The organism is Mycobacterium uberis (genome assembly GCF_003408705.1).
GTDB lineage: Bacteria > Actinomycetota > Actinomycetes > Mycobacteriales > Mycobacteriaceae > Mycobacterium > Mycobacterium uberis.
The window spans coordinates 20,313-41,959 of the sequence record NZ_QAYL01000008.1 but is presented as its reverse complement, the minus strand read 5'-3'; the positions used below and the strand labels follow the sequence as shown (position 1 = coordinate 41,959).

Sequence of the window (21,647 nt, the reverse complement as noted above, 5' to 3'; positions counted from 1 at the left end):
CGTAGCCGGTCGCGGACCGGCAGATGACATCCAGCCCCGCTTCAAACATCGCAACACCACGGGCAGACCCGCTTGCTGCATTTCAGCCGTCATTCTCTAGTGACGAGATGAAAGAGCGCTTCCCGCAGATCAATCTGCCGATTACGGCAGACAACTCGCCGCCATTGTCGTACAGTAAGGTTGTCGTACAGTAAGGTTGTGGGTTTAATCGCCAGTAACGAAATCGCCAAGAACCTGAAACTGTGGATCGTGCCCACAGTTGCCATGACACCAGCGTAGGTCTGGCCAAGACCAAGTCAACAGCGGCGCCATTGCGATACGGACTGCAGACCATGATGTGAAGGCGGCGGCATGGCCAAGGGAAAAGCAGTACATACCATCAATTGCTTAGCACCGGAATCGAAATCGACACGAAATTGACCGCGCTAGCCGCCAAGGCGACCGGCAACTAGGCCGCTAGGTCCCCGTCAGCGCTGACCGCGGCCGCTGCGACCCGCTTGTTGCGGCGCCAACCCTGCACCGTGGCGATCGCGGTCTTTAGCCCACGTCGGCGTCCAGTCACCGGGTCGATGCCCGCGAAACCTGGCCGCAGTGCAGCAAACATCCGCTCACTGCTAGTCTCCGGCGCGTCGTCGGTGTCATCGAGCAAGTACCTGTTCGGAAGCGACAGCTTGGCCAAAGTGCGCCAGACCTTGCCGTACTGCACCAGGAACGAACCTGTAGTATATGGCAAGTCATATTTGTCGCAAATCTCGCGCACCCGTACCGAGATCTCAGCCAGCCGGTTGCTCGGCAGATCGGGATACAAGTGGTGCTCGATCTGATAGCACAGATTGCCACTCATAAATCGCATTGTGGGCCCGGCGTTGAAGTTGGCACTGCCCAGTATTTGCCGCAGATACCACTGTCCCTTGCTCTCGCCGATCATGTCGTTTTTAGTGAATTTCTCAGCGCCATCGGGGAAATGCCCACAAAAGATCACGGCATTAGACCACACGTTGCGGATCACGTTGGCCGTTGCGTTGGCCGCCACGGTGGATCGGTACGTCGCGCCAGGCGACAGCGCGGTCAGCGCTGGGAACGCGACGTAATCCTTGAACACTTGACGACCTGCCTTAGCCAAGAACTCATCGATCCGTTGCCGGGCCTCCTGATGATCTATCCGCTTCCTCACGATCTTACCAATCTCTACGTGCTGCAAGGCCACACCCCATTCGAAACCTAGCGCGAGCAGAGTGCTGAAAAGCAAGTTGAGGATGTTGAAGCGCTTCCAGCGTTGGTCACGGGTGACACGTAGCATGCCGTAGCCGATATCGTCGTCCATGCCAAGGATGTTGGTGTACTTGTGGTGCACAAAATTATGGGTGAATCGCCAATGCTTAGCCGACCCGGTCATGTCCCACTCCCACGTCGATGAGTGAATCTCGGGATCGTTCATCCAATCCCACTGGCCGTGCATGACATTATGACTGATCTCCATGTTCTCGATGATCTTGGCCACGCCCAGGATCACCGCACCTGCCCACCACATCGAACGCCGTGAACTGGCGGCCAGCAGCACTCGGCCGGCCACCTTCAGCACCCGCTGCGCTGCAATGGTGCGGCGTATGTAGCGGGCGTCCCGCTCGCCACGCGACTCTTCAACGTCACTGCGGATAGCATCCAGCTCAATGGCCAGGCTTTCAATATCAGCGTCCGTCAGATGCGCGAATGTGTCGACGTCTGTGATCGCCATCGTCATCTCCCTGCTGTTGGCGCGTGGCCTCCAAACTATTCCTAGATCTACGATATCGTAACCTACGATTACGTAAGTTACCTGCGAGTAGCTTTTAGATGTCGAGTGCACAATCGCCAGATGCGGCCGACACACACGTCTGAACCCGGGTTCCCGGTTCGTGTTCAGCGCCCGTACGCAGGTCGCGGACGTGGCCTTCGACCAATCCGACCACACACGACTGGCAGATACCCATCCGGCAGCCGAAGGGCATCTGAACACCAACGCCCTCACCCGCATCCATCAACGACGTCGCAGCATCAGCCGCCACGCTGCGCCCACTGCGAACAAACGTGACTGTACCGCCGACTCCGGGGGGCGCGGCCTTCGACACCACGAACTGCTCCAAGCGCAGCTGGTCGCTGATACCGGCCGCCGACCAAACATGCTCCGCCTTGTTAAGTAAGCTTTCTGGCCCGCAGACCCAGGCTCGGCGTTCGCACCAGTCTGGCACCTCTTCGCCTAGCCGGGCCAAGTCGAGTCGACCTTCAAGTCGGGTTCGTCGCACTCGCAGCCAATAACCAGTGTGCTCAAATGCCAGCGAAGCCAACTCGGCTCCGAACATCATGTCAGATCCAGTAGGCACCGAATGCAGGTGCGTGATGTCAGTGATTTGATTGCGGCGGGCCAACGTGCGCAGAATTGATATCACCGGAGTAATGCCGGACCCAGCAGTAAGAAACAGAATCGACGATGGCGCTGGGTCAGGTAAGACGAAATCGCCCTGGGGCGCGGCCAACCGGACGATGGTTCCTGGTTCGACACCAGCTACTAGGTGAGTAGACAGGAAGCCTTCCGGCATCGCTTTGACGGTGATAGTCACGGTACGCAAACCGGTTATAGGGCTCGACGTCAGCGAATACGACCGCCAGCGCCATCGCCCATCCACTAACAACCCGACCCCGATGTACTGGCCGGGCTGATAGTCGAAGCTAAAGCCCCAGCCCGGCTTGATAACCAGGGTCGCGGAGTCTTCCGTCTCCCGATGAACCGCCAACACACGACCCCGCAGCTCGCGCGCCGACCACAGCGGATTTACCAGGTGCAGATAGTCGTCGGGCAATAACGGAGTGGTAATGCGCGTGGCTATCTTGCGCAGCACGTGCCAGCCGGGATGCCGGTCGGCCCCGGCAACGGTGGGACGCTGGGTGTCTCCCATATTGGCCGTAACCGCTGCGCATTTTTTATTCATTAGGAAGCTCCTGCTCACAACTCGGCTTTTAGCTTCCGCTCATATTGGGCCGGTCCCACACCGACCCGGCAAAGCTACGGTAGTGTAGTCTATATGCTCGTATCTACGCCCCACGGCCTAGACTGCGTAACTGGAGAACTTAGAGCAGGTCAAGCAGGAAAGGCAGCTCCTGGTTGGCGTACCAAGCCAGATCATGGTCCTGCGCGTCGCCGACAATCAGGTCGGCGTCCTCATCACCCAAGTCAGCGGCATCAATGACCGCGATCGCCGCCGTGACAACCTGCTCGGCGCCGGCGGTGTCGACATACGCGGCGACAACCTGGTCGATCGTCACGGGCGCACCTAGTCGGACGGCGGCATCGTCGAGATCGGGACAGTACGTGACACCGTCGACCTCGACGGCTAATACGGCACGCCGCAGCGGCAGGGCGACCGCGGACTTGCCTGCGACCTCTGGATCAAGGATATCGGCCGCCAGCAGACGCAGTGACGCCAGCGCCGCTTCACGCAGTGCCACCTCGCCAAGCTCATCGTCGTCTCCCTCGACGTAAGCTTCGCGCAACATCGGGGTCACCGCGAATGCGGTTCCGTTGACCGGCCACAACGAGCCGTCGGCAACAAGCTGCTGCAACATGGCCACGGTGACCGGGACATAGACCTGAACAACGGCGCCAGCCACTCAGCCCTCAACTAACGTGGCCGCATAATCGTCGATGTACTTCGACAGTTCACGCAACAGCCGTTTGTAGTCGGCACTCCCGATCGGCCGTTCCAGCAGTTTGATCTTTAACTTCTCAACATCGTGATAGTCGATCGTGAACAGCAGGTGCGACATCATGTTCAGTCACGCGTGTTTCTTGACATCCGATCGGTTATCCGTTTGATCACTCCACCCTTGCCAACAGCGTCACGGCCCTCAAGGATGACGATCAAACATGTCCCGGATCGACGTACCCACTCCTGTAGTTTCACGAATTCCATTTGCAGCCAAAATAATTCAGCTTTGTTGACAGCGTCCGAGATAACACGACTGGCCGGCGTATTCAATTTCTTCTTCGCCTTCGCTGACTCGCCATCGTTTGTTGTGGTGTTCACAACAACGGATCGTATATCGCCACAGCAGTTTTGACCCGACAGTTACCGACAAGCCTCCAGAAGCTCATCAAGTGATTGGCTCAACAGCCCTGGCAGCAGGTCGACATCGCTCATCGCATCACGATCGGCATTGATGCCATAATACATCATACCGTTATAAGAGGTCACACTGATCGCTAACGCTTGGTTGTGCAACAGCGGCGGCACCGCGTAAGTCTCGAGTAACTTAGTACCGGCAATGTACATCTGCGACTGGGCCCCAGGAGCATTGGTGATCAACAGATTGAACAGCCGCGGGGAAAAGCTAGTGGCGACCCGGATACCCATAGCATGCAAGGTAGGCGGCGCAAAACCCGATAGCGTGACAATGGTCCTGGCGTCGACCAGGCTGGCGGCCGTCGGGTTCGACTCGGTGGCGTGCGCGATCTGCGATAACCGCACCACCGCGTTGCCCTCCCCCACCGGCAAATCAACCAGGAACGGCATCACCTCGCTGATTGCCTGTCCAGGCCCGCTCGAGTCGAGTTGGTCATCGGCATAGACTGATAACGGTGCCAATGCTCTGACCGTCGCGGTCAGTGCAACCGTTTCACCACGTGACATCAACCAATTACCTAACGCGCCGGCCACCACCGCCAGCACCACATCATTGATGTCACAGTCGTAGCGCGCTCGTACCGTCCGGTAGTCCTCAAGCCGCCCACTGGCAACAGTGAACCGCCGATTGCGCGAAACGGTGGCGTTGAGCGGGCTATTGGGTGCGGTACCGCGGGCTATCGTGCGCGCAATATCGAAGAACCGGCGACCAGCGTCAACGAATTGTCTAGAGTTAGTTGCCAGACCGACGAGGGCAGAACCGACAATCTGCATTCGTGAGCCCGGGCCGATCAGCCAGTCACCAATCGTACCCAACAGTAAGCGGGTGTTGCCGGGGTCGCGTTCAGGTATCCAGATGTCTTCAGCGAACGGTGGTGTACACCGGGTCCGATCAGCGATGACGTGGCCGATCTCCAACGCGGTCATGCCGTTGATCAATGCCTGATGTGACTTGGTATACAGGGCTACGCGGTTTTTATCGAGGCCCTCGACAAGATACAACTCCCACAGCGGCCGTGTCTTGTCCAGCGGCCGCGCAGCCAACCGAGCAATCAGCTCGTGCAGCTGTTCGTCGCTACCCGGCGATGGCAGCGCCGATCGCCTAACGTGGTAGGTGATGTCGAAGTCGCGATCGTCGATCCAAACAGGCCTGGCCATGCCCATATTGACTTCGCGGACCTTCTGCCGGTAGCGCGGAATCTGGGGTAGACGCTGTTCGATGGTGGCCAGTAGCGTCTCATAGCTCAATCCCGCGCGTGGACGACGCAAAATCGACAGCGACCCAACATACATCGGGGTGGCGGTGTTCTCCAGCCGATAGAACGACGCGTCCGACGGGGACAACCGGGTCACCATTACCGCCCTGTCCTCCTTGTCGACTCGTCGCGTTCAGCAACATCGCCCACGGTAATCACCGACCTGGGTACATCGCCACGCAGGTACACGCCAGCGTCGGATGTACGTTGATGACGAACAGCAGAAACAACCGAAAATGCCTGCCACTCTCCAGCAGCCCCCGTCCGATCGCTAAGTTGAAGAGTACTCGTAGACCATTAGTCCCCTCACGAGCCTGCCCTGCCGTGACAGCTTCGCTGTAATACCCGTCGTTGAGTACGAACCACCCGATATGAAACATCACCAGTGCCGGCAATCATTGCATGCGACGTACCACACTTCGCGTTCGCCGCACCGAGCTAACAGCAGGCTAGCCGGCCGGCAGCCCGAGATCACGACCGGCGGTTTTGCCGGCATTGCTCCGCAGAGTACTGGAAATCATCGACCGCAGCCGGTCCGCGGCGCAGCTGCGGCCTCTGCTGGCACCCAACCTCGTCGACTCGGTGCTTCTCGGTAGGCCCACCAACAACCGGACACCCACCCGAACGCCAGGGCGCCGCAGTGCTGCACCAGATGCGTCTACAACCTATCGGGCGGCACGACGACCCGGACACTGCTGCCGAGGTTTCTGGCACGTACGATCGTGGTGGAGAACCGGAGACATGCGGTCGTGTGCCCTGTGGAACAGGTGCCCGCTAGTGGCCGAAACCCGCTGGCTGGGCAGTTGCCCTGCACATCGATTGAACGGTCTCAGACACCATCTGCCTAGTGGTGATCGTGAACGCGACACAGCCAGGCAAAGCAGGTCACCAGCATCTGTCTAGTTGGCCGGCCCAGAGCTAGTCGGCAGCGAACCCGGAGTGTAGCGGGCCAGCACCGGGCCCACGATCGCCATGATGAAAACATACGCAGTGGCCAGCGCGGCCACTGCAGGGGTCGACGTGCCGATCAATCCGATGATGATCAGCGAAAACTCGCCCCGGACGACGAGCGCTGTGCCAGCGCGCAGCTGCCCTCGCCGCGCCACGCCATCGTGCCGGGCGGCCAGAATTCCGGTCGCCACCTTGGTCACCGCGGTAACAGCAGCCAGGATCAAGGCTGCTGGAAACATCGGGAGGAGCTTGTGCGGGTCGACCGATATACCAATAGCAAGGAAAAAAATCGCGGCGAACAGGTCACGAAGAGGGCCGAGCACCTTGCGTGCGCGGTCAGCAGTGTCCCCCGTCAAGGTCAGGCCGACCAAGAATGCGCCTACGGCGGCCGACGCGTGCAAGGATTCGGCCACCGCTGCCACGATCAGGGTGACCCCCAGGACTCTCAACAACAGCTGCTCGGAATCGGGGTGCGCCACCAGCCGACCAACATGATGGCCCCAGTGATAGGATGCAGCAAAAGCCGCGAATAGCGCGCAGACCGCGGCGACCATGCCGACGACGGCATCTAGCCAGCTGCCACCCGACGCGAGTACTGCAAAGAGGGGCAGGTAAGCCGCCATCGCGAAGTCTTCGAGCACCAACACCGACAGCACCGCCGGCGTTTCCCGGTTACCGAGCCGACGTAAGTCCGCCAGTAAACGCGCAATGACACCGGATGAGGAGATGTACGTGACGCCAGCTAGCGCGAGCACAACGACTCCGTCCAAACCCAACAGCCAGCCGGCCACCGCGCCAGGTGTGGCGTTGAGAACGATGTCGATACCGGCTGACGGTAGGTGATGCCGCAAACTGCTGGCGAATTCGGTCGCGGAGAACTCTAAACCCAATGTCAGCAGCAACAACACAATACCGATAGGCGCTCCTGTCGTGATAAATTCATCAGCGGCGGCCACAGGCATGATGCCACCCTTACCGAGCGAAAGCCCCGCCATCAGATAAACCGGTATCGGAGACAACGAGTATCGGCGTGCGCCTGCACCCAGCACGGCAAGTGTGGTGAGGAGAGCGCCGACTTGGAACAGCAGCGCTCCCGAAATTTCCATCGTCTCAGCCCTTGCCGACGATCTGCTCGACCCCGGCGATACCTTCTTCGGTGCCTATCACGATCAGTACGTCTCGTGCCCGCAGCGGTTCAGCCGGGCCTGGCGAGGCCACGACGTCTTCGTCGCGCACGATCGCGACAATCGATGCGCCGGTACGAGTGCGCGCCTGGGTGTCACCCAGCGGCCGGCCTACGAACGGGCTCTCCGGTGTGATGCGAACTTGCCTGGTCTCGAGCCCGGGGATTTCATTAGCCAGCTCGGTGAACCGCTCGGCGATCCTGGGTGCACCCAAAATCTGAGCGACAGCGTCGGCTTCGTCGTCAGTGAGGCAGAAGACCGGTCGCGCCTCGTCCGGATCCTCGCGGGCATATACAACGACATCGAAATCGCCGCTGCGCCGCGCGATGATCCCGATCCGGTCACCCCTACGACTGGTGAACTCGTAGCGCAAGCCCACCCCAGGTAACAGTACCTCCTTGACGTCCATAGCCTCAATCCTTAACGAGAGGTCGCCGAAAAAGAAAAAGCAGTAGTCACGGCAATCCCCTTGGAGTTCAGCGGAACTAGTGTTAGCAAATGGACGGCACCACAGTGAGCATTAAGCGCGTGCACCACACTACACTGACGTCAGTTCCGCGATCGCTGGGTAGTACATTGACTTGACCGAAGAGTTAGTCTTAAGCGGCGTACCGGCGTGGCATGTGTCTTAAGGCAGCATAGGAACGTGACGCCGGTACTCAACAGTATTGGCCACCCAGCGTCGCCACCAGGTCATACTCTTCTAGCTGGGTGGCGATCAGGCTGTAGCCATGGCGGGGCTCCGGACGTGACGTCACGGGCGCTCCCCAGCCCGTAGGGCAATGGCAAGCGCAAGCCAATGGCAGTGTAGGGCTTTCGGCGCCACGCTACGTAAACTATCTAAGGCCGAACAAGTCGAAATGATTAATTTATGAAAGTCGACGCGAACACTATTTCCCACCCAAACCAGAACAGCACCCACAGCTCCAGCCGTCTGACCGGTGCCCGCACCTCCCTAGATGACCGCCGGCATGGTGCACCATTACTGAAAGAGCAGCAACACGGCGCTGATCAACAACACGTAAGTGCTACGCTCGGTCAGCACTAGCGCAAACCACGTACACTAACCATTCGACCCCTGGGTACATTACTTACCCAAATCTCGGCGGCTTGGCGCGGCGGCCTTGCCGTCGCGCAGCTTCGCGCCGTTCACGTCGAGTGGCCCCAGCTGGCACCCCGGCTGGTGTTTTCTGCGCACCACCGCCGTTGCATTGTACCTGTGGTGAACCGTCCTCGGACGGCCCAAAATACGTAAGAGCAGGCGCCTTATTGTCAATCCCCTTGGCTCGCAACGTGCTTGAGTTCTCGTCGCATCGTCGGGAAGCAGTGTCGACCCTGTCATCCGCGACCAATCCAGCGCACTCTTCGGGTACTTGCACCGGAGTCACCTGGGAGGCAGGCACCGCCTCGACAGCAACATTAAATAAGAAGCCGACCGACTCCTCTTTCATGCCGTCAAGCATGGCCATGAACATGTCGTAGCCCTCACGCTGGTACTCCACCAACGGATCACGCTGGGCCATCGCGCGCAGCCCGATGCCCTCCTTGAGATAGTCCATCTCGTAGAGATGCTCGCGCCACTTGCGATCCACGACATTCAGCAACACGTTGCGCTCCAGCTGACGCATCGCACCCTCGCCACCGATTTTCTCAAGCTCGGCTTCCCTTGCCGCATAGGCTCGTTCGGCATCTGCAAGCAGAGCCTCGAGCAACTCGTCGCGAGTGAGCTCGCCGTGCTCGGAGTCCTCGTCCGTTCGCGTCAGCGATTCGTGCTTGATCCCGACCGGGTAAAGTGTCCCCAGCGCCGACCACAACGCATCCATATCCCAGTCCTCGACATAGCCTTCGCTGGTCGCACCGTTGACGTAGGCGGTGACCACGTCACGGACCAGGTCCAACGCCTGCTGCTGCAAATTCTCGCCTTCGAGGATACGTCGACGCTCGGCGTAGATCACCTTACGTTGCTGGTTCATCACCTCGTCGTACTTGAGGACGTTCTTGCGGACCTCAAAATTCTGCTGCTCGACCTGGGTCTGGGCGCTCTTGATCGCCCGGGTGACCATTTTAGCTTCGATCGGCACATCATCGGGCAAATTCAGCCTGGTCAACAAAGCTTCCAAAGTGGCGCCATTAAACCGGCGCATAAGCTCGTCGCCCAGCGACAAGTAGAAGCGCGACTCGCCGGGGTCACCTTGGCGACCGGAGCGGCCGCGCAGCTGGTTGTCGATGCGCCGTGACTCGTGACGTTCGGTACCTAACACATACAGGCCGCCGGCCTCGATCACTTCAGCGGCCTCTTTGGAGGCCTCCTCTTTGACGATGGGCAGTTCGGAGTGCCAGGCAGCCTCGTACTCGTCTGGCGTCTCCACCGGATCCAGGCCACGCCCACGCAGCCGTTGATCGGTGAGGAAATCGACATTGCCTCCCAGCACAATGTCAGTACCCCGGCCGGCCATGTTGGTGGCGACGGTAACACCACCGCGGCGGCCGGCCACGGCGATGATGCCCGCCTCCTGCTCATGGTACTTGGCGTTTAGTACGTTGTGCGGGATGCGCCACTTAGTGAACTGCCGCGAAAGATACTCCGAGCTTTCCACGCTGGTGGTGCCGATCAGCACCGGCTGGCCTTTCTCGTAACGCTCGGCAACATCATCGACCACCGCCATATATTTGGCTTCCTCAGTCTTATAGATGAGGTCAGGTTGGTCTTTACGGATCATGGGCTTGTTGGTCGGGATGGCAACCACGCCCAGCTTGTAGATCTCGTACAGCTCGGCCGCCTCCGTCTGGGCGGTACCGGTCATGCCGGCGAGTTTGTCGTAGAGCCGGAAATAGTTCTGTAGCGTGATGGTAGCCAACGTCTGATTCTCGGCCTTGATCTCGACGTGCTCCTTGGCCTCGATGGCCTGGTGCATGCCCTCATTGTAACGACGTCCAAGCAACACACGACCAGTGAACTCGTCGACGATCAACACTTCGCCGTCGCAGACGATATAGTCCTTGTCGCGGTTGAACAGCTCCTTCGCTTTCAACGCGTTGTTCAGATAGCTGACTAGTGGCGAGTTGGCGGCCTCGTAGAGGTTGTCAATACCGAGCTGGTCTTCGACAAACTCCACGCCCTTTTCGTGCACACCGACGGCGCGTTTACGTAAGTCGACCTCATAGTGGACGTCCTTGTCCATCAATAACACCAACCTAGCGAACTCGGTGTACCAGTTGGACGCACCGTCAGCAAGGCCGGAAATGATCAACGGGGTGCGGGCCTCGTCAATCAGAATGGAGTCCACTTCGTCGACGATGGCGTAGCTATGCCCACGCTGCACCAAGTCGTCCAGCGAATGCGTCATATTGTCGCGCAGGTAGTCAAACCCGAACTCGTTGTTGGTGCCGTAAGTGATGTCGGCGTTATAGGCCACCCGACGTTCGTCGGGCGTCATAGGCGCCACGATCACCCCAACCTGCAGACCGAGAAACCGGTGCACACGCCCCATCCACTCGCTATCGCGTTTGGCCAGGTAATCGTTAACAGTGACGATATGCACACCCTTACCGGCCAGCGCGTTGAGGTAAGCGGGCAACACACAGGTCAGGGTCTTGCCTTCACCGGTCTTCATCTCCGCGGCGTTGCCCATATGCAACGCCGCCCCGCCCATCACCTGCACGTCGAACGGGCGCTGATCAAGCACCCGCCACGCCGCCTCGCGCGCCACGGCGAACGCCTCCGGCAACAAGCTGTCAAGCGTCTCCCCGTCGGCGAGACGCTTCTTGAACTCGTCGGTCTTGGCCTTCAGCTCGGCATCGGTGAGCTCCTCGACATCATCAGACAACATGTTGACATAGTCGGCCACCTTTTTGAGGCGCTTGACCATGCGACCTTCACCAACGCGCAGTAACTTCGACAGCACAACTATGTCCTCTGTGAGTTGGAATCTTCCTTTTCGACAAGGCGCCATTCATCGTAGGTGACCGGCTGCAATGGCCGTCCGAACATGTCAAGCCAGCCTGATCAAACGAGCCTGATCAGGCCATAGTCATAGGCGTGCCGTCGATAGACAACCGACGGCCGTTCGACATGTTTGTCGTAAAACAAAAAGAAGTCGTGTCCGACAAGCTCCATCTCGTAAAGCGCGTCGTCTACCGACATCGGCTTGGCTGGGTATTCTTTGGTACGGATGATCCGCCCCGGCTCATAATCCGCAACCGCACCGTCGTGATCGTGCACCTCAACCGGCTCGGTACTGAAGCCCTTCTCTGGTGGCACAGTGACCGCGGTCGCTTCCGCCACTGACATAGGGGTCTTGTCACCGTAGTGCACTTTGCGTCGGTCTTTGCTACGACGCAGCCGGCTTTCGAGTTTGACGACCGCTGACTCGAGTGCGGCATAAAAGCTGTCGGCGCAAGCCTCACCGCGCACTACCGGCCCTCGACCTCGTGCGGTGATCTCTACGCGCTGACAGGATTTACGTTGGCGACGGTTACGTTCATGATCGAGTTCAACGTCGAACAGATAGATGGTCCGGTCGAACCGTCCCAAGCGGGCGAGTTTCTGCGAGACATAGATGCGGAAATGATCGGGGATCTCGACATTGCGGCCCTTGAACACGACCTCAGCGTTCAGCACCGGTTCGAGCGGCTCGTCGGATATAACCGGTGCTGGGTCGAGAACCTGACCAGAATCCGCAGTTAGCCTTGACATACGTGACAACTCGTTTCTCTTTTCACGTAAGACGCGCCCTGCGCGCCCAAGCTTTGATGAGTTACGATCCACTGCGCCCTGCTTCGCCGCGCTTGCGGCCGCGACTAGCTGTACAAAACCACACCGACGGGGTTGGAACGGTTCTCCAAAAAAGTGACCACGCAGGCTGCCCGCCGGTGCAAGATGTCGATTTCTCACCTCCTGCCGCGAGTAGCGTCACTGAAAAACGTCGACTATAGAACCTTCTGGAAGGCTCACAATCGACGTTAGCTCGTGTTCACCTCGCCGTGCCACCAAATTTAGCGGATGTGTTAGGAATCCTTCATGTGTTCTCATTGGATCCGAGCAGAATACATCGGATTCAAGCTGGCCACCGTCATTCACTTTCACCGAAGTTCCATCAAAAGCCCGCGATTGTCAGCATCGCGGTCACCCGTGTCCCGGCAGCTTGCAGAATCTGGACCGACTCAATACGCTGAGGCACCGCTAGTGATGACATCGTCGATGATTACTACTTCGCTGTGCGGCAGCTAGCCACACAGCAGTGCCTGCCCAGCTATATTGCACACTCCTGCGCTGACGCATCAAGGCCTACGGAGTGGTAGGCCAACACTTTTATCCGCAACGTCGGGACAACAGTGACATCCGCATGTTTCACCAACGTTACTATCACGATCCGCGCCAGCGGTGCAATCAGGTCGCGGTAGCCGTGCTTCTTTTCATTGCAAAGATCACCCAGCGACGGGCACCGGTGTAACGGCCGAGCGCGAAAACCGACACCAGCAGATCGATGCGGAGGACTACCACGCACAGTTCGCCAGCAACCACTCAGCCCGGCAATACCGGCTCCGCCCCTGCAACGGTCAACGCCGCGACCTCCGACCAGCCCTGTTGGCTTTCGGCAACGGACGCCGAATACTGCAGTACCCCTTGCGGTCCCGCGACATATACCGTCGACGGGTTGGCCACAATCGCCGACAGTGGAACCTGCAAACCACGGGCCGGCGCATCAGAATTAACTCCGTCGAGGTTCACGTACGACACTGGATGCGCAGCATCGGTGCGAGTCACCACGATGTCGTCGCCGGTCCGCCAGGACAACGATACCACTGAGGTACCCAGTCCGAAGCCCAGTCGACGCGGGTATGTCAAGGCAAACTGTCCGGCCTGGGTCTGCTCGACACCGGCGAGAATCACCTGTCCACCGATCACCATCGCGGCACGCGTCCCATCCCGAGACAGCTGCAGGTCGGTAATCGGCCCCGGGAACCGGCTGGCCACTGCGGCGGAATCCACCGGAATACGCACGGGTTGCCCCGAAGCTGGTTCCTGAATGGCCCGCAACACATTGTGGTTGTCGACCACCACCCATACCGCGTCGTCGAGCGACCAGCTGGGTCGCGACAAGCCGTGTCCGTCGGCGGACTGGACCGCCTCGCCACCGAGATCACCGATCCACAACGACGCCGCCGTATCTGGAGCGCCGCGGCGCAGGGTCACTACCGACGCCACCTGCCGCCCGCTGCGGGATAGTGCAGCGCCGGTCTGGTCGCCCATCCGCCCAAAGGCTCCCAGCACCGTGGTGGCATGCTGTCCGTCCACCGATACCAATGCCCCGCCCACCAGCGCATGCAACCCCGCGCCCGCGCCGTCGGCCACGCCCGGGTCGGTGGCAGCGACGTCGGAGGTGGTCCACCCGTCGGCGAACCTGTCATCCAGTGGCGCACCGTCAGCGTTGATCACATACGGCCCTCTGATGTCCGCCCTGGCCAGCGTCCATATGATCTGCGCGGCAAGCAATTGCCTACTGTGCGGATCGGTGGTAGATAGTTTCTCGAGATCTATCCGCGCACCGCCGTAACCTCGCCCAATCCCGCTCTTGCTGCCGTCAGCCCGCGTTACCGGGCCACGCAGCCGCAGCGGTGGAGCCAGCAGATTGCGGACAGTGTGCGCCATCTCAGGTCGTGGACCAGCCAGCAATTTGGAGACAAGCTCAGTAGCCAACTGATCATGACCGGGAACCGCGACGTAGCGAGGGTCGGGAACCACGGTCTTGCCAGTCAGGTCGGCGAAGTAGAGGGTGTTACGTTTGTACGTCGCCTGAAACTGCTGCCAGTCCAGGAAAACCCCGTTGGGCAACCGGTCGATACGCCAGCCACCCGGCGTCTTAATCAATTCGATCGGACCCGGGTCCGGTAGCATACCCTCTGCGGTCTCGAACACACCCATATCGGACAGCGAGCCAAGGATGTCTGCCCGCATCGTCGCCGAAACGCGTTCGGCGCCAAGGGTTTCAACGAACACCACATGGTCGATCAACAGTGCGCTACCGGCGTCGTCCCAGGCGTTGGATGCCGACTGGGTCAGGAACTGACGCGCTGCCAGATGCCGGTTGGCCGGATCGGCTGTGGCCTTGAGGAATTCACGCAACAGCACATCGGGATCCATACCGGGGGTCGGCTTGAGTAGATTCGACGGTGCGGGTCGCTCCACGGTACCAATCGCCTGTGGAGCGGACGAACTGGGTACCCCAGCGCAACCAGCCAGCAATACACCCAGGAACAACAGCCGCATGATCACTATAACGCGCCGCATCATCCGCTCTTCTCGGCATGTTCTCGCGGGCGCGGACGTTGGGTGCCGTGTTGCTGGCTGGCTGAGACGATGTGCGGAATTGGTTGCGGGATCGGTTTCATGGGCAGTGGACTGGTGGTGACCTTGTGGCCACGAACTAGCGGAAGCGTCAGCCTGAAGCAGGCGCCCTGGCCTGGCTCACCCCACGCTTCAAGCCGGCCCTGGTGCAACCGCGCATCCTCGATGCTGATCGCCAGTCCCAGCCCGGTACCACCGGAGCGCCGCACCCGTGACGGGTCCGAGCGCCAAAACCGACTGAACACCAACTTCTCTTCGCCGGGCCGCAACCCGACCCCGTAATCGCGCACGGTGACCGCGACGGTATCGTCGTCGACGGCCATCCGGATCCGTACCGGTTTATGTTCGGCGTGGTCGATGGCGTTGGCGATCAGGTTGCGGAGGATCCGCTTGACTCGGCGGGCGTCAACTTCAGCAATCACCTCTTCGGCAGGCATGTCCACCAGCAGTTCGATACCGGCCTCCTCGGCCAGGTGGCCAACATTGCCCAGCGCGTTATTCACCGTCGTACGCAGATCGACCGCCTCGACGGAGAGCTCTGCTACGCCGGCGTCGTGTCGCGAGATCTCGAGCAGGTCGTTGAGCAGTGTCTCGAATCGATCTAGTTCGCTGACCATCAGCTCGGTGGACCGCCGCAACGTGGGATCGAGGTCGGAGCTGTGGTCGTAGATCAAGTCAGCGGCCATACGCACGGTGGTCAGCGGCGTGCGGAGTTCATGACTGACATCAGATGTGAACCGGCGTTGCAGGTTACCGAACTCCTCGAGCTGGGTGATCTGCCGAGACAAGCTCTCCGCCATGTCATTGAACGACACCGCCAGCCGCGCCATGTCGTCCTCGCCGCGCACCAACATCCGTTCCGACAGATGCCCTTCGGCAAATCGCTCGGCGATCCGTGACGCAGACCGCACCGGCACCACCACCTGGCGCGATACCAGTAACGCGATACCCGACAGCAAGACCAGCAGCACCAGGCCACCGGTGGCCATCGTGCCACGCACCAGCATGACAGTAGCCTGTTCGTTCTTCAGCGGAAAGATCAGGTAAAGCTCAAGATTAGCCACCTGCGACGATGTCGGCGTGCCTATGATCAGCGCTGGCCCCGAGAAGCCTTCGGTGTGCACCGTCGCGTACTGGTAGGCTGCCTGCCCGGCTTTGATGAAACCACGCAAGGAATTAGGCACCTGATCGATGGATCCGGCCGTAGTTGCGGCACGCGGGCCATCGCCGGGCACCATCAATACCGCATCGAAGGCACCGGCGAGGCCAGCACCAGAAGTTGGGTCAGTTTTCGATGTCAACGTGTTGCGGGCCAGCTGCAGACTGCTGTCCAGCGAGCGGGTCTCTTCACCGTTAACGATCCCAGTGACGGTGGTACGTGCTCGCTCGATCTGCTCGATGGCGGCCCTAACCTTGACGTCGAGCACACGGTTAGTGAGCTGACTGGTGAGCACGAAACCAAGCGCCAAAATCACCGTCAACGAAAGACCAAACGTTAGAGCAACAACGCGCAATTGCAGCGATCGACGCCAAGCGACACCCACGGCTCGAGTTAACGCGCCCATACCGCGAGCCATGGGGCCCGAGCGCCCCCAGCGTCCCCAGCGACCCCGAATGCGTCGCCGGGAGCTGAAGATCACCGGCGCCGCCCCTCAGCGTCACTAGCATCGCTGCGCAATACATCGTCGCTGGTGCGTGTCACGGAGGTCCGGCCTTGTATCCCACTCCTCGAACGGTCAACACCACGGTCGGGTTCTCCGGGTCTTTCTCGACCTTGGCGCGTAGCCGCTGGACATGCACGTTCACCAAGCGAGTATCCGCTGGGTGACGATATCCCCACACCTGTTCGAGCAGCACATCACGAGTAAACACCTGGCGTGGCTTGCGTGCCAGCGCAACCAGCAGGTCGAATTCCAGTGGTGTCAAGGAAATCTGTTCACCATTTCGGGTAACCTTGTGTGCCGGCACGTCGATATCGACGTCGGCGATGGACAGCATCTCGGCTGGCTCGTCGTCGTTGCGCCGCAATCGCGCCCGGACACGAGCGACCAGCTCCTTGGGTTTGAACGGCTTCATGATGTAGTCATCTGCGCCCGATTCCAACCCCAGCACCACGTCTACGGTGTCCGTCTTGGCGGTCAGCATCACAATCGGAACGCCGGAGTCGGCACGCAACACCCGGCACACGTCGATGCCATTCATGCCGGGCAACATCAAATCCAACAACACTAGGTCGGGGCGCAACTCACGCACCGCGGTCAGGGCCTGAGTACCGTCGCCGATGACCGCGGTGTCGAAACCCTCCCCACGCAGCACGATAGTGAGCATCTCGGCCAGCGAAGCGTCGTCGTCGACGACCAAAATCCTTTGCCTCATGCTGTCCATGGTGTCACCAGATCGGGACAAAACTAGGACGCCACACGGGCGCTTCGTATAGGATTAAGCTCAAAGACCGTCAAATTCGGCCCTAACGGAATCTAACTGCCCATCAAAGCGGTGGCCAACCAACCCGGCTCGACGTCCGCGTCAACAACTAGCCACCGCCCGCCCCAACCTGCAGCGGCCAGGCTGGCGTATACCGCACCGGTGCGCTGCTGAAGGTCGTCGTCACATTCGTAGCTGTCACGCGGCCAGTCGGGAGCGACGCGGGCCCGGTGGCGGGAACGCTCCCCGGCGAGCTTAGCGGAGACCGCAAGCAACACTTGCCAATCGGGCGAGGGCAACCGCAATCTCTGGTATTCAACTTGCTGCACCCAGGCCACCGCCTCCCCGCTAAAGTCATCATGTAGGCGCGCGGCGCTGTAGGCGGCATTGGACGCAACGTAACGATCGAGGATCACTACATCATGATTGCGGCGCATGGCTGCAATGTCCTCGACCGCCCCAGCGCGGTCGAACGCGAACAGCAAGGCCATAGCATACACCGACGACGCGAGATCACCGTGCTGGCCGTGCAGCGCCTCCGCAGCAATGTCAGCTGCCACTGATCGCCGATAGCGCGGGAAAGCCAACGTTGCCACCGATTTCCCGATGGCCTCAAATGCCTGGCATAACCTCTCGGACAAGGTTCGCTTGCCAGCGCCGTCAATGCCTTCGATTGCTATCAACACTGCGCGAGCCTAGCGGTATGCCGACGAACGTGCGGCTGGCAACATACCCAGCTCCAAACGAGGATCAGTAGCGATAGTGATCCGGCTTGAACGGGCCCTCAACGTCGACGCCAAGATACTCGGCCTGGTCCTTGGTCAGCTTGGTCAGCTGCCCGCCAAGGGCCTCGACGTGGATGCGGGCCACTTTTTCGTCAAGATGCTTAGGCAACCGGTACACCTCATTGTCGTATTCGTCGTTCTTGGTCCACAGCTCAATCTGCGCAATCGTCTGGTTGGCAAAACTATTGCTCATCACGAACGACGGATGCCCGGTGGCGTTGCCCAGATTCAGCAGCCGGCCCTCGGACAGCACAATGATCGACTTGCCGCTGTCGCCGAAAGTCCACAGATCGACCTGCGGCTTAATGTTGAGCCGCGTAGCACCAGAGCGTTCCAGCGCGGCCATGTCGATCTCGTTGTCAAAGTGACCGATGTTGCCCAGAATGGCGTGATCCTTCATTGCCCGCATGTGCTCGAGTGAGATGATGTCTTTGTTGCCAGTTGCGGTGACAACGATGTCCGCGTCAGCGATGACGTCTTCGACCCGCTTGACGTCGAAGCCTTCCATCAGCGCCTGCAGCGCGTTAATCGGATCGATCTCGGTGACGGTGACCCGCGCGCCTTGGCCCTTTGCCGCCTCTGCGCAACCCTTACCTACGTCGCCGTAGCCGCAGATGAGCACATTCTTGCCGCCGATCAAAGCGTCAGTGCCGCGGTTGATGCCGTCAATCAGAGAGTGCCGGGTGCCATACTTATTGTCGAACTTGGACTTGGTCACCGAGTCGTTGACGTTGATCGCAGGGAAGGCCAGGGCCCCGGCTGCGGCGAATTGGTACAGCCTCAACACGCCCGTGGTCGTCTCTTCGGTAACACCCTTGACCGATTCAGCGATCTTGGTCCACTTGCCCTTGTCGGTCTCGAAGCGCTTTCGCAGCAGACCCAAGAAGACTTTCCACTCAGCAGGGTCGTCGTCCTCGATGGGCGGCACTAAACCGGCCTTCTCGTATTGCATGCCGCGCAGCACCAGCATAGTGACATCCCCACCGTCGTCCAGGATCATGTTGGCTGGCTTATCCGGATCCGGCCAGGTGAGCATCTGCTCGGCAGCCCACCAATACTCCTCGAGCGTCTCGCCCTTCCAGGCAAACACCGGGACACCCTTGGGCTGCTCGGGTGTGCCGTATGGGCCGACGACGACGGCCGCTGCCGCATGGTCTTGGGTCGAGAAGATATTGCACGACGCCCAGCGCACTTCGGCGCCCAGCGCAACCAGCGTCTCGATCAGCACCGCGGTCTGCACTGTCATGTGTAGCGAACCGGAAACACGAGCCCCCTTCAGCGGCTGCACCTCGGCATATTCACGACGCAGCGACATTAGGCCAGGCATCTCATACTCGGCGAGGTCGAGTTCTTTGCGGCCGAAATCCGCTAACGACAGATCGGCAACCTTGAAATCGATGCCGTTACGAACGTCGGGCGTCAGCGAACTGTCGGTCATCGTCATAACGTGTCGCGATCCTTCTAGGGCTCAGAGACTCCATAGGGGTAAACAGGCTCTACTCGTCAACCAGTGTAGTCGCTCACCTTTCTGAGGCCCTGAGGCCCCTGCAGGTTCGGTCAGGTCAAGGCACGTTGACAACCCTATGGTGCTCGGCGAACGGCATCATCGAAACGTAGCTCAACGGCAGCCTGACGATGGCACACACCAGAATGCCGGCGTCTTCATCACTGCTGTCCACCCAGGTCTGGGTGAACACCGTCGCCAAACCGAACCGACGCGCGAGTAATATACAGGCACGCTGTCGGTAGTGATGAGCTGCAACAGATCCAGCGTGGCGACGCCAGTCAGCAACGAAATCACCACAGGGTTTGCCGTCACCTTGGAGAAGAACAGCCGAAAACGCTGCAGAAACAATTCCTACATGTTGCCAACGTTAGTGGCCAGGGTGACATGGACGCTGTCGACCAGGCGATCAGCCAGACACAGCGCATAGCCCTGCACCAGGCCCAGCCGTGAGCCGAACTCGTTGTAAAGGCCTCCCAACCGATGCCTGCCCAGTGGCACAGACGAAGCCGGGCAACACAATAGCCGACCAATCCCACATCAACAGCAGATCCCCCATCGCATCCAATACCGTATTATGCAGCGAGACTGACGATACTTCAGCATTAAAGAATCCGCTTCACAAGCGCGGCACCACCCAGTTTTCGCAACGATGTTGGTGTTCATCACGAACAAACCACTTCACGCCATATCGAAATCCGACTTAGCCGCGCTACAGCCAAGGCAGCTCCAGGCCTCGAGAATATCGTTCCAGCGAGTGCCAGGCTTGATGCCATCCTCCGGCCAAGCCCTACACCTCGTCGCAGATGTAACCGGATACCGGGAACTGGTAGGCGGCCGTCATTGTGTAGCACGATAATTTGGCCAAAAACTTCCCTCTCAGCCGAGGCTATTAAGTTATCCTGAGCGGATATCGCCGTGTCGTATCCGACGATTCATCACCTTACACCACAGCGGTGGGAAATACGTCAGCGTGACCATCAACGCACGCCTACTCGGCAAGTTGGGTCAAGCCATCGAAGCTACGCAGCGTTTGATAACGACAAGTCGGATCGGCATAGTGGTGCTGTGCCGCTGCAGGTAGTACAGATACAGATGGTATGAGGAACATGTTTGGTATCCAGATGGTCGGAGTTCCAACTGTACTCGGGGGCGCAGCGCTCGTAGCAGCCGGTTACGGGTTTTTGCCGCAGCAGTCCGTAATGCTCTGAGGTAGTTCACCGTCTCAAACACGGTCCAGGTGTCAATCACCTGAATCACCACCAACCGGATCAGCGTCGGACCGAATATAGCGGTCAGCTTGCCTCACAACACCACCGACATCAGCCAGGTGTTGAACATGTCGTTGCGTGGGTGCATTTGTGGATTCCATGGGCTCCGCCCATGGCGCCGCAACCGCTGAGCCTCCAAACGCACTGCGGAGCACAAACTGCCGATAACACTGCGCGGCAGAAATTTCCAGTAATGTCTCACCGAAGTAGCACGATGCCGGATCCTCGGGCGTCATCATCCGGACATGGTGGCCACGGTTGTGCTCGACATATGAAGTACCTGTAGCAACTGTGCGCAAAGGCCAGCTTAGACAGCCACCACTCCTAGAGCTTCCTTAACTTGTGTGCCCCATCTCGTGTGCGGCGTTCATGCCGACAAAGCAGAGAACACCGATCGACAGCGTCAGTCCGATCTTCGGCGGCCAGCTCAACCTCCAGATAACCCAGCCAACCTCAGGTCCGACGCCATGAACATATAGGCACTAACGATCACGCTGACATATTGGAAAGAAAAGATGATGTAAGCTTATGTTAAGCAGTGATAGTCTTTATCGTAATTCTAGCCGTTCTATGGCCTGGCCGGGCAGGTTCTGCCCATACGGACTTGAACTTCAGGTCCAAAACGGGCAGCAGGATGTGAACTCAAGAAAAGCCTGATCCACAACAACGCCAGTAAGGCAGTATGTCAGCCAGCCTGATTCATGCACCAAATGATCAGCAAGACAGCTAACAGTATCATCAAGGGAGCCAACCCGAGGAGCTATTAG

Annotated in this window: 16 protein-coding genes and 2 pseudogenes; all 18 read right to left on the bottom strand. The window is 59.4% G+C overall.

Going from position 1 to position 21,647, the window contains the following annotated elements; all coding sequences use genetic code 11:
• Positions 1-448: 448 nt before the first annotated feature.
• The gene (locus MUBE_RS06735; protein WP_116540010.1) at positions 449-1,735 is read right to left on the bottom strand and encodes a fatty acid desaturase family protein; all 1,287 of its coding nucleotides are present in this window, start codon (positions 1,733-1,735) and stop codon (positions 449-451) included.
• 94 nt (positions 1,736-1,829) lie between these two features.
• On the bottom strand, positions 1,830-2,966 hold the full coding sequence (locus MUBE_RS06730) for a ferredoxin reductase (RefSeq protein WP_116539950.1): 1,137 nt from the start codon (positions 2,964-2,966) through the stop codon (positions 1,830-1,832).
• A gap of 139 nt (positions 2,967-3,105) precedes the next feature.
• Positions 3,106-3,645: a DUF6912 family protein gene (locus MUBE_RS06725; protein ID WP_424399052.1), complete on the bottom strand. Its 540-nt coding sequence runs from the start codon at positions 3,643-3,645 to the stop codon at positions 3,106-3,108.
• Positions 3,646-3,804, bottom strand: coding sequence for a hypothetical protein (locus tag MUBE_RS20080; protein WP_424399051.1), 159 nt, complete (start codon positions 3,802-3,804; stop codon positions 3,646-3,648).
• 2 nt (positions 3,805-3,806) lie between these two features.
• Positions 3,807-4,061: a polyphosphate kinase 2 family protein gene (locus MUBE_RS20075; RefSeq protein WP_424399050.1), complete on the bottom strand. Its 255-nt coding sequence runs from the start codon at positions 4,059-4,061 to the stop codon at positions 3,807-3,809.
• 42 nt (positions 4,062-4,103) lie between these two features.
• Complete coding sequence (locus MUBE_RS06715; RefSeq protein WP_116539949.1) at positions 4,104-5,513, bottom strand: WS/DGAT/MGAT family O-acyltransferase; 1,410 nt, start codon at positions 5,511-5,513, stop codon at positions 4,104-4,106.
• Between the two features lie 55 nt (positions 5,514-5,568).
• Positions 5,569-5,796, bottom strand: coding sequence for a hypothetical protein (locus MUBE_RS15135; RefSeq protein ID WP_133297067.1), 228 nt, complete (start codon positions 5,794-5,796; stop codon positions 5,569-5,571).
• Between the two features lie 516 nt (positions 5,797-6,312).
• The gene (locus MUBE_RS06705; RefSeq protein WP_116539948.1) at positions 6,313-7,470 is read right to left on the bottom strand and encodes a cation:proton antiporter; all 1,158 of its coding nucleotides are present in this window, start codon (positions 7,468-7,470) and stop codon (positions 6,313-6,315) included.
• Between the two features lie 4 nt (positions 7,471-7,474).
• On the bottom strand, positions 7,475-7,957 hold the full coding sequence (locus MUBE_RS06700; RefSeq protein ID WP_116539947.1) for a cation:proton antiporter regulatory subunit: 483 nt from the start codon (positions 7,955-7,957) through the stop codon (positions 7,475-7,477).
• Positions 7,958-8,639: 682 nt separating this feature from the next.
• Positions 8,640-11,453: a preprotein translocase subunit SecA gene (secA, locus tag MUBE_RS06695; RefSeq protein WP_116539946.1), complete on the bottom strand. Its 2,814-nt coding sequence runs from the start codon at positions 11,451-11,453 to the stop codon at positions 8,640-8,642.
• A gap of 101 nt (positions 11,454-11,554) precedes the next feature.
• Positions 11,555-12,244, bottom strand: a complete 690-nt coding sequence (gene hpf / locus MUBE_RS06690) for a ribosome hibernation-promoting factor, HPF/YfiA family (protein WP_116539945.1) — start codon at positions 12,242-12,244, stop codon at positions 11,555-11,557.
• A gap of 828 nt (positions 12,245-13,072) precedes the next feature.
• Positions 13,073-14,842 carry an MtrAB system accessory lipoprotein LpqB gene (gene lpqB, locus MUBE_RS06685; protein ID WP_116539944.1) on the bottom strand — a complete coding sequence of 590 codons (1,770 nt, stop codon included), beginning with the start codon at positions 14,840-14,842 and terminating at the stop codon, positions 13,073-13,075.
• Positions 14,839-16,536, bottom strand: coding sequence for an MtrAB system histidine kinase MtrB (gene mtrB / locus MUBE_RS06680; RefSeq protein WP_116539943.1), 1,698 nt, complete (start codon positions 16,534-16,536; stop codon positions 14,839-14,841). The genes lpqB and mtrB overlap by 4 nt, the downstream gene beginning before the upstream one ends.
• A 58-nt stretch (positions 16,537-16,594) precedes the next feature.
• Entirely contained in the window at positions 16,595-17,281 is a 687-nt protein-coding gene (mtrA, locus tag MUBE_RS06675) for a two-component system response regulator MtrA (RefSeq protein WP_055576516.1), read from the bottom strand.
• 92 nt (positions 17,282-17,373) lie between these two features.
• The gene (locus MUBE_RS06670; RefSeq protein WP_116539942.1) at positions 17,374-18,006 is read right to left on the bottom strand and encodes a dTMP kinase; all 633 of its coding nucleotides are present in this window, start codon (positions 18,004-18,006) and stop codon (positions 17,374-17,376) included.
• Positions 18,007-18,070: 64 nt separating this feature from the next.
• Positions 18,071-19,549, bottom strand: coding sequence for an adenosylhomocysteinase (gene ahcY, locus MUBE_RS06665; protein WP_116539941.1), 1,479 nt, complete (start codon positions 19,547-19,549; stop codon positions 18,071-18,073).
• A 118-nt stretch (positions 19,550-19,667) separates the two neighbouring features.
• Positions 19,668-20,168, bottom strand: a pseudogene (locus MUBE_RS06660) (TetR/AcrR family transcriptional regulator).
• A gap of 122 nt (positions 20,169-20,290) precedes the next feature.
• Positions 20,291-20,401 (bottom strand): annotated as a pseudogene (locus tag MUBE_RS06655) (rubredoxin); the annotation flags it as partial.
• Positions 20,402-21,647: the final 1,246 nt, after the last annotated feature.

Excerpts from the sequence above, each read along its gene's own strand:
- MUBE_RS06715 (WP_116539949.1), bottom strand. The coding sequence starts at position 5,513 with ATGGTGACCCGGTTGTCCCCGTCGGACGCGTCGTTCTATCGGCTGGAG.
- mtrA (WP_055576516.1), bottom strand. The coding sequence starts at position 17,281 with ATGGACAGCATGAGGCAAAGGATTTTGGTCGTCGACGACGACGCTTCG.
- MUBE_RS06700 (WP_116539947.1), bottom strand. The coding sequence starts at position 7,957 with ATGGACGTCAAGGAGGTACTGTTACCTGGGGTGGGCTTGCGCTACGAG.
- MUBE_RS06735 (WP_116540010.1), bottom strand. The coding sequence starts at position 1,735 with ATGGCGATCACAGACGTCGACACATTCGCGCATCTGACGGACGCTGAT.
- MUBE_RS06705 (WP_116539948.1), bottom strand. The coding sequence starts at position 7,470 with ATGGAAATTTCGGGAGCGCTGCTGTTCCAAGTCGGCGCTCTCCTCACC.
- lpqB (WP_116539944.1), bottom strand. The coding sequence starts at position 14,842 with ATGATGCGGCGCGTTATAGTGATCATGCGGCTGTTGTTCCTGGGTGTA.
- ahcY (WP_116539941.1), bottom strand. The coding sequence starts at position 19,549 with ATGACGATGACCGACAGTTCGCTGACGCCCGACGTTCGTAACGGCATC.
- MUBE_RS20080 (WP_424399051.1), bottom strand. The coding sequence starts at position 3,804 with ATGATGTCGCACCTGCTGTTCACGATCGACTATCACGATGTTGAGAAG.
- MUBE_RS06730 (WP_116539950.1), bottom strand. The coding sequence starts at position 2,966 with ATGAATAAAAAATGCGCAGCGGTTACGGCCAATATGGGAGACACCCAG.
- hpf (WP_116539945.1), bottom strand. The coding sequence starts at position 12,244 with ATGTCAAGGCTAACTGCGGATTCTGGTCAGGTTCTCGACCCAGCACCG.